At 65.1% G+C, this 16,063-nt stretch carries 15 protein-coding genes; 7 read left to right on the forward strand and 8 right to left on the reverse strand.

Annotated elements, in window-relative coordinates; translation table 11 throughout:
• Both dnaG and EN780_RS12225 read right to left on the reverse strand, forming a co-directional pair.
• Window positions 1-1,630, reverse strand: a 1,630-nt coding sequence (gene dnaG, locus EN780_RS12220; protein ID WP_128273980.1) for a DNA primase, incomplete at its 3' end; no start/stop codon positions are given.
• Window positions 1,631-1,773: 143 nt separating this feature from the next.
• Complete coding sequence (locus EN780_RS12225) at window positions 1,774-2,142, reverse strand: RcnB family protein (RefSeq protein WP_127284902.1); 369 nt, start codon at window positions 2,140-2,142, stop codon at window positions 1,774-1,776.
• Window positions 2,143-2,529: 387 nt separating this feature from the next.
• Here EN780_RS12225 and EN780_RS12230 point away from each other — a divergent pair, with 387 nt between their 5' ends.
• The 3 genes from EN780_RS12230 to EN780_RS12240 all read left to right on the forward strand — a co-directional run bounded on the left by EN780_RS12230 (window position 2,530) and on the right by EN780_RS12240 (window position 5,827).
• Window positions 2,530-4,194, forward strand: a complete 1,665-nt coding sequence (locus tag EN780_RS12230) for a Na/Pi cotransporter family protein (protein WP_127393207.1) — start codon at window positions 2,530-2,532, stop codon at window positions 4,192-4,194.
• 111 nt (window positions 4,195-4,305) lie between these two features.
• Window positions 4,306-4,545 (forward strand): DUF2061 domain-containing protein, encoded by a 240-nt coding sequence (locus EN780_RS12235; protein WP_127393206.1) that lies wholly within the window; start codon window positions 4,306-4,308, stop codon window positions 4,543-4,545.
• Window positions 4,546-4,645: 100 nt separating this feature from the next.
• The gene (locus tag EN780_RS12240; protein WP_128273982.1) at window positions 4,646-5,827 is read left to right on the forward strand and encodes an MFS transporter; all 1,182 of its coding nucleotides are present in this window, start codon (window positions 4,646-4,648) and stop codon (window positions 5,825-5,827) included.
• 90 nt (window positions 5,828-5,917) lie between these two features.
• On the opposite strand, the gene EN780_RS12245 is transcribed toward EN780_RS12240, so the two are convergent.
• Entirely contained in the window at window positions 5,918-6,475 is a 558-nt protein-coding gene (locus tag EN780_RS12245) for a GNAT family N-acetyltransferase (protein ID WP_128273984.1), read from the reverse strand.
• A gap of 123 nt (window positions 6,476-6,598) precedes the next feature.
• Here EN780_RS12245 and EN780_RS12250 point away from each other — a divergent pair, with 123 nt between their 5' ends.
• Entirely contained in the window at window positions 6,599-7,585 is a 987-nt protein-coding gene (locus tag EN780_RS12250; protein ID WP_128273986.1) for a hypothetical protein, read from the forward strand.
• A 33-nt stretch (window positions 7,586-7,618) separates the two neighbouring features.
• On the opposite strand, the gene EN780_RS12255 is transcribed toward EN780_RS12250, so the two are convergent.
• A complete protein-coding gene (locus EN780_RS12255) occupies window positions 7,619-8,092 on the reverse strand; it encodes a GatB/YqeY domain-containing protein (protein ID WP_281035363.1) in 474 nt (157 codons plus the stop codon).
• 290 nt (window positions 8,093-8,382) lie between these two features.
• Here EN780_RS12255 and carA point away from each other — a divergent pair, with 290 nt between their 5' ends.
• Window positions 8,383-9,588, forward strand: coding sequence for a glutamine-hydrolyzing carbamoyl-phosphate synthase small subunit (gene carA / locus EN780_RS12260; protein ID WP_128273990.1), 1,206 nt, complete (start codon window positions 8,383-8,385; stop codon window positions 9,586-9,588).
• A 13-nt stretch (window positions 9,589-9,601) separates the two neighbouring features.
• On the opposite strand, the gene EN780_RS12265 is transcribed toward carA, so the two are convergent.
• Both EN780_RS12265 and EN780_RS12270 read right to left on the reverse strand, forming a co-directional pair.
• On the reverse strand, window positions 9,602-10,870 hold the full coding sequence (locus EN780_RS12265) for a TCR/Tet family MFS transporter (RefSeq protein ID WP_127284894.1): 1,269 nt from the start codon (window positions 10,868-10,870) through the stop codon (window positions 9,602-9,604).
• A gap of 164 nt (window positions 10,871-11,034) precedes the next feature.
• Window positions 11,035-11,949: a neutral zinc metallopeptidase gene (locus EN780_RS12270; protein ID WP_127393219.1), complete on the reverse strand. Its 915-nt coding sequence runs from the start codon at window positions 11,947-11,949 to the stop codon at window positions 11,035-11,037.
• A 182-nt stretch (window positions 11,950-12,131) separates the two neighbouring features.
• Here EN780_RS12270 and EN780_RS12275 point away from each other — a divergent pair, with 182 nt between their 5' ends.
• Complete coding sequence (locus EN780_RS12275) at window positions 12,132-14,183, forward strand: hypothetical protein (RefSeq protein WP_245499941.1); 2,052 nt, start codon at window positions 12,132-12,134, stop codon at window positions 14,181-14,183.
• A gap of 18 nt (window positions 14,184-14,201) precedes the next feature.
• On the opposite strand, the gene EN780_RS12280 is transcribed toward EN780_RS12275, so the two are convergent.
• Both EN780_RS12280 and mntR read right to left on the reverse strand, forming a co-directional pair.
• Window positions 14,202-14,390, reverse strand: a complete 189-nt coding sequence (locus tag EN780_RS12280; RefSeq protein ID WP_127393220.1) for a hypothetical protein — start codon at window positions 14,388-14,390, stop codon at window positions 14,202-14,204.
• A 97-nt stretch (window positions 14,391-14,487) separates the two neighbouring features.
• Window positions 14,488-14,943, reverse strand: a complete 456-nt coding sequence (gene mntR, locus EN780_RS12285; RefSeq protein ID WP_187331431.1) for a manganese-binding transcriptional regulator MntR — start codon at window positions 14,941-14,943, stop codon at window positions 14,488-14,490.
• A 230-nt stretch (window positions 14,944-15,173) separates the two neighbouring features.
• Here mntR and EN780_RS12290 point away from each other — a divergent pair.
• A partial coding sequence (locus EN780_RS12290; RefSeq protein ID WP_128273993.1) for an Nramp family divalent metal transporter occupies window positions 15,174-16,063 on the forward strand: 890 nt, incomplete at its 3' end.

Below are 16,063 nucleotides of genomic sequence, written 5' to 3' on the forward strand. Positions count from 1 at the left end.
GCTCAATCGTGGCGATCACCGCGCCGCGCTCGTCGGCGGCATCATGCGCCATGGCGTCGAGGATCGCGGCGTGCAGTTTCTTCAAATCCGCATTGGCAAGGTCGAGGAATTCGACATGGGCGAAATTCTCGTCGATCAGCGGCGGGTGGTTGACGAGCGCCACGATGATCGTCGCCTCCCGCACCGACATGCCCTCGCCGCGCTTGACCAGCGCCGACTGTCCGAGGCTCTCGGTGATGGCGATGCGGCCGCCTGCGCCTCTGGCGAACTGTCCGCCGGGCGCCTTGCCCTGGCCGCGCTCGCCCGGCCGGCCGCCATCATGACGACCCTGCCGCGGGCCGCGCTGCGAACCGAAGAAGCTCTGTTCGCGCTCGCGCATCTCCTGCTGGTAGTGATAGCGCGTGCTTTCGTCGCGGATGCGGCTGGTCAGTTCACGCAGCGTCTTTCCCAGTTCCGCCCGCCGCTCCGGCGTGTCGAAAACGCCGCCCGCCGTCTCGCGCATCCACAACAGGTCCACCAGCGGCCGCGCATCGGCAAGCACCGCGCGGAACGCGTCCGGCCCCTCGGCCTTGACCAGATCGTCGGGATCCTTGCCTTCCGGCAGCAGCGCGAAACTCGCCGAGCGCCCGGCCTGTACCGACGGCAGCGCAAGATCGGCGGCACGCCATGCCGCCTTCAATCCGGCCTTGTCGCCGTCGAAGCACAACACCGGCTCCGGCGCCATGCGCCACAGAAGCTCCAGCTGGTTCTCGGTGAGCGCGGTGCCGAGCGGCGCCACGGCATTCTCGAAACCGGCCTGCGCCAGCGCGATCACGTCCATATAGCCTTCGACCGCGATCACCGTACCGCCCTTGGCCAGTGCCTTGCGGGCGCGGGCGAAATTGTAGAGCACATTGCCTTTGTGGAAGAGCTCGGTATCGGGCGAGTTCATGTATTTGGCGAGCGCGTCGGGCGCCAGCGCCCGGCCGCCAAAGGCGATGATCTTGCCACGCGAATCCGGGATCGGAAACATGATGCGGTCGCGGAACCAGTCGTAGGAGACCGGGATGTCGTCGCCATGCCGCACCAGCCCGCAGGCCTCGATATCGGCCTTCGGCACGCCCTTGGCGGCAAGATGCTCCTTCAGCGCATTGCGGCTGTCCGGCGCATAACCCAGCCGAAACGACTGCTGGGTCGCCGAGGTCAGACCACGCTCCCTCAGATAGGCGCGGGCCTTTGCGCCTTCCGGCCCCTGCAACCGCTCCTGGAAGAAGGCGGTCGCCATCTCCATGACATCGGTCAGACTGGCGCGTTCCTTCTCGCGCCGTTCCTCCTGTTCGTCGCGAACCGGCATCGGCACGCCGGCCATGTCGGCGATCTTCTCGACCGCCTCGGGAAAGCTCATGCCGTCGAGCTCGGTCAGGAACTTGAAGTGGTCCCCCGACACCGAGCAGCCGAAGCAATGGTAGCGGCCCTTCTTGTCCTCGCAATGAAAGGACGGGCTCTTCTCGCCATGGAACGGGCAGCAGGCCCAATAGTCGCCGCGCGATGCATTGGTCTTCTTCCTGTCCCACGCGACGCGCTGGCCGATGACCGAGGAAATCGGCACACGGTCGCGGATCTCGTCGAGGAAGGCGGGCGGAAAGCGCATCGGGAAACTCTTTTCCCGTCCATATAAGCACGCTTGCCGGACCGCACGACCCCAAATACGGACGATGCCCGGTTTCCACAGGGCAAAAGGAAAGCGGCCGTCGCCGGCCGCCTTCTTCAAAACGCAGCTCAGTGCTGGCTGGCTTACTGCGCGGCGATGGCACCAAAGATGATGCCGGAGAAGATGCTGACCAGCACATAGTCGTTGCCGACGCGGATCCACTCCTGGCCAGGGCCCGGACGGCGCAGGCCATAACGGCCGTAATTGCGGATCGGCTGGTGCCGCTTCCAGCTGGAGTACTTCTGCCCGTTGCGCCAATGACTGCGCTTCACCACGACCTTCTTCTTGATGACGCGCTTCCTCACGTCGACGTGCTTGCCGGGCTGCTGCCAGTCGACCTGGCTATAGTTCGACTGCGGCGCGACCGGCGCATTGAGCGGCGCGGCCTGGCCCGAGACGGACGTGGCGGCCAGCATCGAGGCGGCGACGGCGGAAAGAACGAGACGTTTCATCACGGGTACTCCTTGGTTGTCGATGCACAAGCAATAGGGTGCCGGGGATGAACCGAAACTGAATGGTAGAATTACAATTATGTAATGATTTCTTGCATTTAGGATGCCAAATTCAACATCGTCGTCAGATGGGGCGTTTGATAGGCGCGGGAGCGCCGGGCGGCATGCCGCCACCGGGCCGGCGGGCCATGCAACCAAATCGCCGTCCATCCATTTCCGACACGCCCTGTCGTGCGCCAACCGTCGCCCGACGGTCAAAATCTATTATCCGGCTAAAGTAAATCGGCGTATTCTCGGTTCTGAAATGTCTATGATTCGCACCCTCTATTGCCTGGTCGACGGTTCGGCTCGCGCGCAGCGCGCGCCCGTCGGATCGCGAGATCGCGCATGAGCGGTTCCGTCGTCCTTCTGCATCTTGCCGGCGCCGTGGCGCTGATGTTGTTCGCCACCCGCATGGTCAAGACAGGCGTCGAGCGCGCCTATGGCGATGCGCTGCGCCACAGGCTGCGCGCCACCATGCGCAATCCGCTGATGGCGGTTCTGGCCGGCTGCGGCCTCTCGATCGCGCTGCAGAGCTCCACCGCCGTGACCTTGCTGGTCGGCTCCTTCGCCGGCGCCGGCATCGTCTCCGGCATGTCCGGCCAGTTGGCCGTGCGCGGCGCCGAGATCGGCTCGGCGCTGGTGGTCAAGCTGCTCACCTTCGACCTCTCGCTGCTGGTCCCGGTATGCCTGGTCGCCGGCACCGTCATGTTCATGGCCACCGAGCGGCGCGACTGGCGCCAGTCCGGTCGCATCCTGGTCGGCATCGGCCTATTGCTTCTGTCGCTGGAGATGATCGGCCAGGCCTCGGAACCGCTGCGCCAGAGCACGCTGATGCCGATGATCGTCAACTATTTCTCCGGCGATTTCGTCACCGCCTACCTGCTTGCCGCGCTGGTCACCTGGCTGTTCCATTCCTCGATCGCGGCCGTCCTGCTCCTGGTGACGCTGGCTGGCCGCGGCTTCATCCCGCCCGAGCTCGGCATCGTGCTGGTGCTTGGCGTCAATCTCGGCTCTTCGATCATCGCGCCGCTGCTCACCCGCAACGCCGAGCCCGGCGTGCGCGTCGTGCCGGTCGGCAACCTGCTGATGCGCGGCATGGGCTCGCTGGTCATGCTGATCCTGTTCATGACGCTGAAGCCGCCGGTCGGCTTCCTCGGCGCCAGCGTCCCCGACCAGATCGTCAACGCCCACATCCTGTTCAATGTGATCGTCCTGCTCGCCGGCCTGCCGCTCGCCAGCCTCGTCTACCGCGCCTCGGAGAAGATCGTGGCGCTCGGCGCCAAGCCGGAACAGGCTTCGGCGCTCGACATCGTCGAACTGTCGGCGCTCAACGAAAGCGCGCTTGATACGCCGAGCCAGGCGCTGGCCAACGCTACCCGCGAGGTCGTGAGGGTCTGCGAGACCGTCGAGATCATGCTGAAGCGCATCATCGAGCTCTACGAGAGCGCCGACGCCGACAAGATCAAGGCGCTCGCCGCGCTCGACGACCGCGTCGACAAGAAACACGCGGCGATTAAGCTCTATCTGGCCAAGGTCACCAAGAACCCGATGAGCGAGGACGAGGCGCTGCGCTGCCAGGAATTGATCGGCGCCTGCGTCAAGCTGGAGCAGGTCGGCGACATCATCGTGCGCAACATGCTGGTGCATGTCAGGAAGAAGCTCGAGCGGGGGCTGGAGTTCACGCCCGAAGGCTGGCGCGAGCTCAGCGCCTTCCATGCCTCGGTGCTCGCCAACGCGCGCCTTGCCTTCAACGTGCTGGTCTCGCGCGACCCCGAGGCCGCCCGCCAGCTGGTGCTGGAAAAGGACCGGCTGCGCGACCGCGAGAAGGAAACCAGCGCCAGCCATTTCGTGCGGCTGCGCGACGGCACCGCCAAGAGCGTCGAGACCAGCTCGATCCACCTCGACACCATCCGTGACTTGAAGCAGATCAACTCGCTGCTCGCTTCCATGGCCTATCCGGTGCTGGAAGAGCGTGGCCTGCTCGGCGGTTCAAGGTTGAAGGCGGGCTAGGTCGATACCGGGTGCGGCGACATCACCCCGGTCCCATCAGAATTTGTCTTTGCTCATCCTCTCGTCTCTCGGCTAAGGATCGTGTGAGGTCTACTGGGAGGATGATCGGCGATGGACACCCATTCACGCAGCTTCGCCAAGGCGCTTTCCTGGCGCGCCACCGGCACCATCGACACGATGATCATCTCGCTGGTGGTAACGGGCAGCGTCAAGCTGGCCGCCGCCATCGGCGCCACCGAGGTCGTCACCAAGTCATTGCTCTACTATCTCCATGAACGGGCATGGCTGAAAATCCCCTACGGCAGGAAGACGGCCTTCCTGGCCCCATCGGCAGCTGACCGACCGGATTGAGCCGGTCAAGAAAAGCTAAAGCGGCATCGACATTTTCTGCATTGCCGGCGGCGCCCATCCATGGTTTGAGGCCATCTCATTTGGGATCGCTTGCCGCGCCATGCTTCCTCTCATTGCCCTGTTCATCGCCGCCTTTGCCTTCGGCACCACGGAATTCGTCATCGCCGGCGTGCTGCCGCAGGTCGCCGGCGGCCTCGGCGTTTCCATTCCTACTGCCGGTTACCTGGTCTCCGGCTACGCCTGCGGCATTGCCGTTGGCGGTCCGCTGCTGGCACTCGCCACCAAGACGATCTCCCGCAAGACCCTGCTCATAGGCCTCGCCATCGCCTTCACCATCGGCCAGGCGGCTTGCGCGCTGGCGCCTGACTTCACCTCGATGCTGCTTCTGCGCATTGCAGTCGCCGTGGCGCACGGCGCCTATTTCGGGGTCGCCATGGTGGTGGCCGTCGGCCTCGTGCCGGAAGACAAGCGCGGCATGGCGGTGGCGGTCATCCTGTCCGGCCTCACCGTTTCCAACGTCATCGGCGTGCCGGCCGGAACCGCGATCGGCAACCTCTGGGGCTGGCGCGCCACTTTCTGGGTGATCGGCGCGCTGGGCGTGGCGGCAATTGCCGCCATGCTTGCTTTGTTGCCGCGCACGGCGGGGTCGTCGAACAGCCCTGCCAGCCTTTCGCACGAGGTCCGCGTTCTGGGACGTCAGCAGGTCTGGACCTCGCTCATCCTGATGCTGATGTTGATGATCGGCCAGTTCGGCCTGTTCACCTACATCACCCCGACCTTGCTCGAAGTCACCGGCCTCGATGAGAGCCTGGTGCCCTGGGTGCTGCTGCTCAATGGCGTCGGCGCGACCATCGGCGTCTTCCTCGGCGGCAAGCTCGCCGACTGGAAGCTGATGCCGTCGCTGATCACCATGCTGCTCCTGCAGGCGCTGGTGCTTGGCGTCATCAATGCCGTCAGCCCCTACCCCGTGCCGATGGTCGTTGCGATCGTCATCTGGGGCGGCCTCAACTTCGCCATCGGCGCGCCGATCCAGACCCGCATCCTGGCCTGGACGGCGGACGCCTCCAATCTCGCCTCCTCGCTCATCCCCTCCGGCTTCAATGTCGGCATCGCGCTCGCCGCTTCGCTGGGTGCGGCCATGCTCAATGCCGGCTACGGCTACCGCAGCCTGCCGGTGGCCGGCGCGCTGGCCATGCTGGTCGCGGTCGCCGTGGCGGTCGCCTCGCAAGTCTGGGAAGGGCGCAGCCGCGTGGCGCCGCCGCTGCCCGCGGCAGCCGAGTAGCGACGCCTCTGCCACGGCGCCAGAAGACCCGGCAAAACAACGCGTTGCCGCGCCCTCCTGAATCAGATCGTCAGGCTGCCATCGTCGCCGCTATAGATCGATGCGGAAGCGCAGGCTCTCGGCGCCGCCATAGGCGGCATCCTCGAAGAAGCGGCCGACGAGCCTGCCGCCATTGGCCAGGATCACCTTGTGCGAGGCCGGGTTTTGCGGCTTGGCGGTGATCTCGACAAAGGGCAGGCCGACCGCCCTCGCCTCGTCGAGCATCAGCCGCAGCGCCTTGGTCGCATAGCCACGCCCTCGCTTCCACGGCACCACCGCGTAGCCGATATGACCGAGAACATGCGAGGGGAGCGCCGCCGTACCGGGCTGCCAGCGGAAGCCGATCGAGCCGGCGGCCTCGCCATCCCAGATCCACCGCCGAAAGCCGGGCAGCCGCGGCACCGTCGTGCCGTCGGGCAGCGTGATCGGCGGTCCCCTGCCCTCGGGATCGTCGAGACCGGCGAGGAACGCAAACGGGTCCTCTTCGATCGCGGCGAGCTGCTCTCGCGTCGCTTCCGCAAGCCGCACATTGTCCGGCGACCAGCCGCGCTCCAGCGCCGCCCTGTAGGACGGCAGGTGTTCGAGCGCTGGCTTGACGATTTCAACCATGATGCCATTCCGGCTTTGGGGTGGGCAGCTAAACTAGAAGTGTTTCGCAGATCGGCGCGAGACCTTTTATGATCGGCTCCAGGTGATTCATCGCAAGACACAATGCGTTGACGGGGGGAGCTGGTGCGGTTGAGATCTGTTCCGCTGGGTGTGGCTATCCTCAGCCTCCTTGCCATTGTCGTCACCTTGACGGCTTCGCCTCGATCTTTCGCCGCCCTGCAACCGTCCGGCATTCCGGCCTGGCTGCAGGCCCATGTTGGCGAGGGCGATGGCCAGATCGCAGAAGTCGTTCTGGAGCGGGCGCGCGCGCTTTACCTGAAAAAAGTCGCCGCCGGCGCCGTCAACAACCCCTGCTACTTCGCCATGGATGCGACGCGTCCCGGCGATCTCGGCAACGGCGTGCTGGGGCGCCGCTACTACATCATCTGCGAAGCCAGCCAGTCGTTTCGCGCGATCTCGTCCGGCCACGGCGGCGGCCGCAACCTGAAAGGCACCGTCGATTTCTCAAACGGCAGACGATGCGCCAGGAACTTCGGCAATGCGATGGATTCGGAATTGACCGCCGGCGGCGCCTACATGACCCGCGAGGCGAAAACCTCATTCAAGGGCTTCTATCGCACCGGCGCAAAACGGGACACGGCTTTCCTGCGCACCTTCATCCAGTTCGACGGCGAAGGCGAAGCCGCCAATGCCAGGCAGCGCGTGATTGGCGGCCACGCGGCCCAGGTTCTCCGCGGCATGTGCCTGCGCAAGAACCCCGACAGCTCCTACGCCGACCATGACGGCATGGTGCCGTTCGGCAAGCTGGTGGACTATGCCGGCGGCCGCAGCAATGGCTGCACCAGCTGGTCGGCAACCGATGCCGCGCAGCTCATCGCGATGGTCAAGGGCAACCCGACGACGCTCTACATCTATCCGGAATCGCAAGACATCGCCGCCGTAGCGGGCGGCCGTTCCGCTTCGGGCGCCTACTGGAACGCATCCTGCCTGAGGGATATCGGCAGGCCGAAATTCTGGCCGAGGAAGACCCTCGAGCCGATCATTGCCCAGTACAAGAAGGACCATCCGGCACCGCCGCCGCAGCCGCTGCCGATCTGCAAGGGGTCGTGAGGCCGCCTCACCGGTGAAGCGGGCGAGCGCAGGTTACTGCAGCAGCCCTTTGACGATGCTGCTCGCCTTGCCGAAATCCATCTGGCCGGCATATTTCTGCTTCAGCGCGCCGATCACCTTGCCCATGTCCTTCTGGCTGGCGGCGCCCGTCGCCGCGATCGCCTCGCGTGCCGCAGCCGTAACGGCGGCATCGTCGAGCTGCGTCGGCAGGAAGCCGCGGATGATCTCCATCTCGCCACGCTCCTGCGCGGCCAGTTCCGGCCGCTTGCCGTCCTCGAAAGCCTTCGCCGATTCCTCGCGCTGCTTCACCATCTTGGCCAGGATCTGCAGGATCTCTTCTTCGCTCGCGGCCGGCTTGCCGGCACCGCGATTGGCGATGTCGCGGTCGTGGATGGCGGCCTGGATCAGCCGCAGAGTGGGCAAGCGGTGCTTGTCCTGCGCCTTCATCGCGCTCTTCAGGGATTTTTTTCGCGCATCGTGCTCTCTCCTTCGAACGGCGCGGACAATAGCTTTGCCCCGCGCGCAAAGCAAATCCATGCAAACCACTGATATTGCTGGAGAAACAAAATCGGGACCGGTTTCTGGCCACCTCATTGACCGCTTTGGCGCCTTCGCCTATGTACTCGGTCCTGCATGAGACAATGAGTTCATGCCGCCCAAAAGTGCACAGCGGTTTTGGGAAAACGGCATGAGCGAGAAGAATTGACGCGCGGAAGCCGCAGAAATCGCTGCTCCGCGCCGTTTGCTGCGCAGTTGGTCCCGGACCCGCTGTAACGCAGCCTTACAGGAGTGCCGCCATGGCGACGACGACTGCCCCTTGGAATACCGAGAAGCCGACCGCGCTTTTGGTGCTTGCCGACGGCACCGTCATCGAGGGTCGCGGCCTCGGCGCCACCGGATCGGCGGTCGCCGAAGTCTGCTTCAACACCGCGCTCACCGGTTACCAGGAAATCCTCACGGACCCGTCCTATGCCGGCCAGATCGTCACCTTCACCTTCCCGCATATCGGCAACATCGGCACCAATGACGAGGACATCGAGGACCTCAACCCGGCCGCCCGCCCCGGCGTCGTCGGCGCCGTGTTCAAGGCCGATGTCACCAACCCGTCCAACTACCGCGCCGCCGGCCATCTCGACCAGTGGCTGAAGAAGCGCGGCATCGTCGCGCTTTCGGGCATAGACACGCGCGCGCTGACCGTGCTGATCCGCGAAAAGGGTATGCCCAATGCCGTCATCGCGCATGCGCCGGACGGCGTCTTCGACCTCGACGATCTGAAGCGGCGCGCCGCCGCCTGGTCGGGCCTGATCGGCCTCGACCTCGCCAAGGAGGTCACCTCGGGCCAGTCGTCGGTCTGGCGCGAGACGCCCTGGGTCTGGAACGAAGGCTTTGGCGAGCAGGCCGAGCCGTCGCTGCACGTCGTTGCTATCGACTATGGCGTCAAGCGCAACATCCTGCGCCTGCTCGCCGGCCTCGGTGCCAAGGTCACCGTTGTGCCGGCCAAGACCGGCGCCGAGGAAATCCTCGCCATGCAGCCGGACGGCATCTTCCTCTCCAACGGTCCCGGCGATCCGGAAGCGACCGGCGACTATGCGGTGCCTGTCATCCAGGACCTGCTCAAGACCGAAATCCCGGTGTTCGGCATTTGCCTTGGCCACCAGATGTTGGCGCTGGCGCTGGGCGGCAGGACCGCCAAGATGCATCAGGGCCATCACGGCGCCAACCATCCGGTCAAGGACCACACCACCGGCAAGGTCGAGATCGTCTCGATGAACCATGGTTTCGCGGTCGACGCCGACTCGCTGCCCGAAGGCGTCGAGGAGACCCATGTCTCGCTGTTCGACGGCTCGAACTGCGGCATCGCGCTGACCGGCCGTCCGGTGTTCTCGGTCCAGCATCACCCCGAGGCCTCGCCCGGCCCGCAGGATTCGCACTATCTGTTCCGCCGCTTCGTCAATCTCATCCGCGAGAAGCGCGGCGAGCCGGCGCTGGCCGAACGCGTCTAGCAGTTCAAACTTCTCAAGCCGGATCGGTCACGGCCTCCTGCGCGTGCATGCGCTCGACCTCCTTCGGCGTCGGCTTGGCGACTTTCGTGACGAAGACGATCACCGCCAGGGTGAGGAAGACCGCACCCAGCAGATAGGGCGCGCCGCCGAACACGACCGGCGCGCTCGGCCCGGTGAACCAGGAAAAGATCCCCGTGTAGAGCAGCGGTGTGATGATCGAGGTGATCGAGAAGATCGACGTCATCGCCCCTTGTAGTTCGCCCTGCGCCGAAGGCGGAACCTTGGCCGCGGCAAGGCTTCTCAGCGGCGGATCGGCCAGCGCCTCCAGGCAGCCGACGACGATCACCGCATAGATCATCCAACCCTGCGAGGCGAAGGCATAGCCGAAGGCGCTGAGCGCGGTGAAGGTCAGGCCGATCGCCGCCGTCCTCCACTCGCCGAGTTTCGGGATGACGCGCGGCAGGACGGTCGCCATGACGATCGCGCCGCACAGGCCGAAGGCGCCGAGCGAGAAGCCGATCTGTTGCTCGCTCCAGCCATAGCGATAATTGGACACGAACGACCATACCGCCGGGTACATCATGTGTCCGAGGGTCATCAGGAAGAAGACTAGGCCGATCCAGCCGATGCCGTGGTAGTTGCGCATCTGGATGAGCGTGCCGACCGGGTTGGCGCGTTTCCACTCGAAGCGGCGGCGATGCTTGTCGTCGAGCGTCTCCGGCAGCAGGAACAGCGCGATCAGGAAATTCACGAACGCAAGCCCGGCGGCAAAATAGAACGGCACGCGCGGCCCGAACGTGCCGAGCAGCCCGCCCAAGACCGGGCCAATGACGAAGCCGACGCCGAAGGCGATGCCGAGCAGGCCGAAATTCTTCGCCCGGTTCTCATCGGTCGAGATGTCGGCGATGAAGGCGGAGGTCGTCGAATAGCTGGCGCCGGAGATGCCGGCCAGCAGGCGCCCGATGAACAGCATCGGGTAGGTCCAGGCGATGGCGCAGATCAGATTGTCGATCGAAAAGGTGAGCACGGAGGCAAGCAGCACCGGCCGCCGTCCGAAGCGGTCGCTCAACCCGCCGATGACGGGAGCGAACACGAACTGCATCGCCGCATAGGCGAAGAACAGCCAGCCGCCCTCGATCGCCGCTTCGCTGACGCCGACTCCCGTCAGTTCCTGCAGGTAGGCCGGCAGCACCGGCATGATGATGCCGAAGCCGATAATGTCGAGCAGCAGCGTCGTGAAAACGAGCGCAAGGCCCCGCCTGGCGGTCTTGGGGTCGATCATGATGGTGTCAAGCTCCTCGGCCGCCTTGCAGCAAAGGCGGGTGCACCTTATAGGCGAGCCCGCCACCAAGAACAATGAGGGAACGACGGCAACTGCCTCATCCTGACATCAGTTGCCGCGATGGCCGCTTCCGATCGCCGCCGCAGGAACCCCGATGCGCCGCCTCAGATCGGATTGTTGAACGTGTCGCAGTCCGAGAGCTTGCCGCTCTTGTAGCCACGAGCCAGCCAGGTCTGACGCTGCTGCGATGTGCCGTGGTTGAAGCTTTCCGGCACCACGTAGCCCTGCATCTTCTTCTGCAGCGTATCGTCGCCGATCTGCTTGGCGGCATTGAGAGCGCTCTCGATGTCGCCCTGTTCCAAAATGCCCTTCTGCGCGGTGTAATGCGCCCAGACACCGGCGAAGCAGTCGGCCTGCAGTTCGACCTGCATCGACATGTGGTTGGCGTCGGCCTCGCTCATCCCCTGCCGCATGTTGTTGAACTTGGGCAGGATGCCGGTGAGGTTCTGCACATGGTGGCCGACCTCATGCGCGATCACATAGGCCCGGGCAAACTCTCCGGAAGCGCCGAACTGCTGGTCGAGCTGCTGGAAGAACGTCATGTCGAGGTAGACCTTGTGATCACCCGGACAATAGAACGGTCCGGCCGCAGCCGAGGCGAAGCCGCAGGCCGAGCGTATCTGGCTGCTGAACAGCACCAGCTTCGGATCTTCGTAAGTCAGGCCATTGGCCTGGAAGATGCCTTTCCAGGTGTCTTCGGTTTCGGCAAGCACGGTCGAGACGAACTGCTTCATCTCGTCGGAAGCCGGGGCCCCCGCGCCGCCACCTTCGCTGCCGCTGTCGTCGGTGATCTGGCCGCTGCTGTCGCCGCCGCCCAGTATCTGTGACGGATCGAAGCCGAAATACCAGCCGGCCAGCACAACCAGGATGACGATGAAGATGCTTGAGCCGCCGCCGGTGCGGCCCCCGATCGGGATGCGGAACTGGCCCGGGCTGCCGCCGCCGAATCCGCCGCTGCCACCCGTGTCGCTGCGCTCGTCCTCGACATTGTCACTCTGACGGCGGCCTCTCCAGAGCATGGCAACTCCTCGCGATGCGAATTTCCAAACGGCCAGGCCGGCATCCTGGTGCCAATCAGACCCAACAAACAATTATCCCAATGGTTGCAGCAAGTCACAGCATTTTTCGCTCGCAAACCGGCGCTGGAATGGGCGGCGCAAGGCCTGTAGCATGGCGCCGGACAAGGGGATGCGAGGGGCGCTTGCGGACGATCGGCCGTTTCCTGTTTCTGCTGGTATTGGCCGGTTTCGGCGCTGGGGCGGCGCCTGCCGCCACGCTCGATTCCAGCGTCGCCGTCACCGACCCCGCGACCTTGCAGGCGCTCGAGCGCGGCGGCCTGTCGATCAGCCGACTGCTCGGCCCGGCGATCGGCCTGACGCGCGACGTCGACAATCGCGGCCTGTTTTCGGTGCGCGCGCTGACCCCGGTGCGCAATGCGGTCAAGCAGGAGATCGCCGACGAGCCCGCGGCAAGTCCCGATCCCTATGTCGCGGGACTGGCCAAGTCCAAGGACACGAGCCAGAAGTTCAATCCGAAATACATCGACGACAACGGCTCGACGCTGGACCTCACCGGCGTCGTCAACCGCATGGATCGCGGCTATCTCGGCCACACCGAATGCGGCGAGATCCGGCTGATCTACCGTTTCCACTATTCGGTCGAGGAAAAGCCCGGAGAGCGGGTCTCCTCGCGGCTGCCGCTGACGATGAGCCTGGTCTTCAACGCCAAGCCGACTGCCGCGACGGGGCGCGCCTCCAAGGATCGCCCGCGCGCCGCCGATGGGTCCTGCGCCGACGTCGCCAGGCGCTGGCTGGCGGCCGGCGGGAAGGACCTTGCGCCCGAGCAGCTTGCGGCCTGGCTGCGCTCCGACGAAGGCCCGCTGTCGGGCGCCATGCTCAATTCCTCGCAGATCATGCGGCTCGAGCTCAACATGCAGGTGCTGCGCCTGTCGGCCTCGACCCGCCGCGATTTCGGCGGCCACGCCGAATATCTGCTGAAGATCTTCAAATGGGATCCGGCCACCGCCACCTTCCAGGAATCGCGGATGGAGAACCAGATCGACCGCAAGACGGTGCTGGCGGACCGGCAGGCCTTCGCCAAATGGCTGCTCACCGACCGCAACATCTACGATCTCGATCGCGGCCGGCTGATCGTCGACGATAAATTCCTGGCGACCAGCGCCGTCTCGGTAGCGCCTGGCGGCATGGCGCGCTCGCAAAACAACATCGCCTATGGCCTGCTCGATGATGCCGCCGTCGACAAGGCGCTGAAGGACTATGTCGCCAGGGGCAACGCGCTGCGCTCCATAAAGTCGGTGGCCGGCTTCAATCTGCGCCTCAACGAGATGAGCTGCACCGGCTGCCACCAGACCCACGGCATCGCCGGTTTCCACTACACCGGCGCTGATCCGGCCAGCGAGCCGCGGCGCAACGCCGTGTTCGTGCCGGGCTCGGCGGTCTTCTTCGCCGACCTGCCGCGCCGCCTGGCCATCGTCGAGCAGTTCGCCGCCGGCGAGCATCCCGATTTCAGCAAGGGCTTCGCCGCCCGTCCGGATGCGAAATTCGCCGACGCCCTGAAAGGCACCGACCTCTACAATGGCTGGGGCTCGATCTGCTATCGCGGCACGGATGAAAGCTTCAAGGACTGGACCTGCGGCGAAGGCCTGCGCTGCGCCGGCGTCCACGAAAGCGCCATCCATCCGGGCTTCGGCACCTGCGTCAGCGAGGCCGGAACCGCGGTCGGCGACCCCGTCGAGTTCGGCGAGATCAGGATGTCGAAATGGGGCAGCGACCAGTATTGCCGCCTCTCGCCGGCGACGGCGAAAGCCTGCGCCATCGACCCGGCCAGGGACAAGAAGCCGCCGATCAAGCTTGCCGGCTATGGCGCGGCGCGCCAGCGCTACGACAGCCCCGAGCAGAAGACCGGCGGTTTTCCGGGCGGCATGCTGCGTAAGGCCAGTTGCGACAAGCTGCCCGACGAGGCGAGTTGCGGGCGGCTCGCCAAGACCGGCTTCAACGACTGCATCGGCTCCGGCAAGGACCACAAATATTGCACAACGGAATTCACCAAGACCGCCGGCCTGCGCGCCTGCGACAAGACGCATCCCTGCCGCGAGGACTATATCTGCACCGCCGGCTATGAAGACCTGGCCGAGGCCAAGCCCGGCAAGGGCACCTGCATCCCGCCCTATTTCATCTTCCAGTTCCGCGTCGACGGCCATCCACGCAGCTGGGTGCAGGACACCGAGGAGTGAACGCGCCGGCTGGAATCTTCAAGGCTTCTGCTTGCTGCCGGCGCTCTTGCCGTCGGAACTTTTCGAGCGCTCCTCGAAACGCGCCGCGCCCTTTTCCAGCGGACGGCCGGTCTCGGCTTCGGTCTTGCGCTCGTCTTTCGCCGCCGCCTGTCTCAGTCCCTTTGCGGCCTGCTTGCCCTTTGCGGTCGGTGCCTGTTCAACGCCCATCTCTTCCTCCCCGGCGCGGCTATCGCGCCGAAGAGCAACGTTCTGGACGTATCGGGGTTCCGGGGTTTCGCCCGCCAAGCACGGCGGCTGACGAGGCTCAGCGCGGCGCGATCATCGCCTTGCGGAAGGCTTCGAGCGTCTCGGCGCTGACATGGTGCTCGATGCCCTCGGCGTCGATGCGCGCCGTCTCGGCGCTGACGCCGAGCGAGCGCAGGAAGGCTTCCACGGTCTGGTGGCGGATGCGGCTTTCCTCCGCGACCTTGCGGCCGGCCTCGGTCAGGAACACGCCGCGATAGGGTTTCCGGGAAACCAGTCCGTCGGCGCAGAGCCTGGTCAGCATCTTCGCCACCGTCGGCTGGGCGACGCCGAGCCTGGCCGCGATGTCGACCTGCCGCGCCTCGTTGCCATCCTCGATGAGGTCGGCGATCAGCTCGACATAGTCCTCGACGAGCGCGCCGCGGCGCGCTTCGCGCGTCTGCCGGAAGCCCTCCGAATGGACATCGGCGTCCGGAAGCGGCTCTTCGCGTCGAACCGGTCTGTTCCTTAGCGCCAATGCGCGCTCCTCTAAAAAACGTTGAATCGGGCCCGTAGTCATAGCACGGAGCCCGGCTGGTCTGGCCGTTTATTTGCATTCCGCGGCAGGCGCAACGGGGTCAGGAGCCTGGTCGCTCCGCCCGTTGGCGTCGTCGCAAAAGCATAAACAATGAAATATAGCCTATTGCATAATGTTGAGCCGTGGCATAGATAAAGGCCAACCTCGACCCTTTCCAGCGGAAATCCCTCATGTCCGACGCAGAAGCCGTATCCAGATCCGCGTGGCGTTTTGCCCGGCCTGACGAGGACGAACAGCCCAGCCTGCGTGAGGTCAACGCCTCCATCACCGTGCCGCAGACCGGCATCTGGTTCCGCCGCCTGTTCGCCTTCATGGGCCCGGGCTACATGGTTTCGGTCGGCTATATGGACCCGGGCAACTGGGCAACCGACCTCGCCGGCGGCGCCCAGTTCGGCTATACGCTGCTGTTCATCATCATGCTGTCGAACCTGATGGCGATCCTGCTGCAGGCGCTTGCCGCCCGGCTCGGTATCGCCACCGGCCGCGACCTCGCCCAGGCCTGCCGCGCCTACTATCCGCGCTCCGTCAACTTCCTGCTGTGGATCGCCTGCGAACTGGCCATCATCGCCTGCGATCTCGCCGAGGTCATCGGCACGGCGATCGCGCTCCAGCTGCTGTTCGGCATCCCGCTGATCGGCGGCGCCATGCTTACCGCGCTCGATGCCTTCCTGGTGCTGCTGCTGATGAACAAGGGCTTCCGCTATCTCGAAGCCTTCGTCATCGCACTGCTGCTCATCATCTTCGGCTGTTTCGCGATCCAGATCTTCGCCGCCGCGCCGCCGGTCGGCTCGATCCTGCATTCGATGTTCGTGCCGTCGCCCGAGATCGTCACCAATCCGGCGATGCTCTACATTGCCATCGGCATCATCGGCGCCACCGTCATGCCGCACAATCTCTACCTGCACTCCTCGATCGTGCAGACCCGCGCCTATGAGCGCACCGACCGGGGCAAGCGCGACGCGATCAAGTGGGCGACCACCGACTCGACCATCGCACTGGTCCTGGCGCTGTTCGTCAACGCCTCCATCCTGATCGTTTCGGCGGTGGCCTTCCATGGGAC

It is taken from the genome of Mesorhizobium sp. M4B.F.Ca.ET.089.01.1.1, from assembly GCF_004022605.1.
Taxonomy (GTDB): Bacteria; Pseudomonadota; Alphaproteobacteria; order Rhizobiales; family Rhizobiaceae; genus Mesorhizobium; species Mesorhizobium abyssinicae.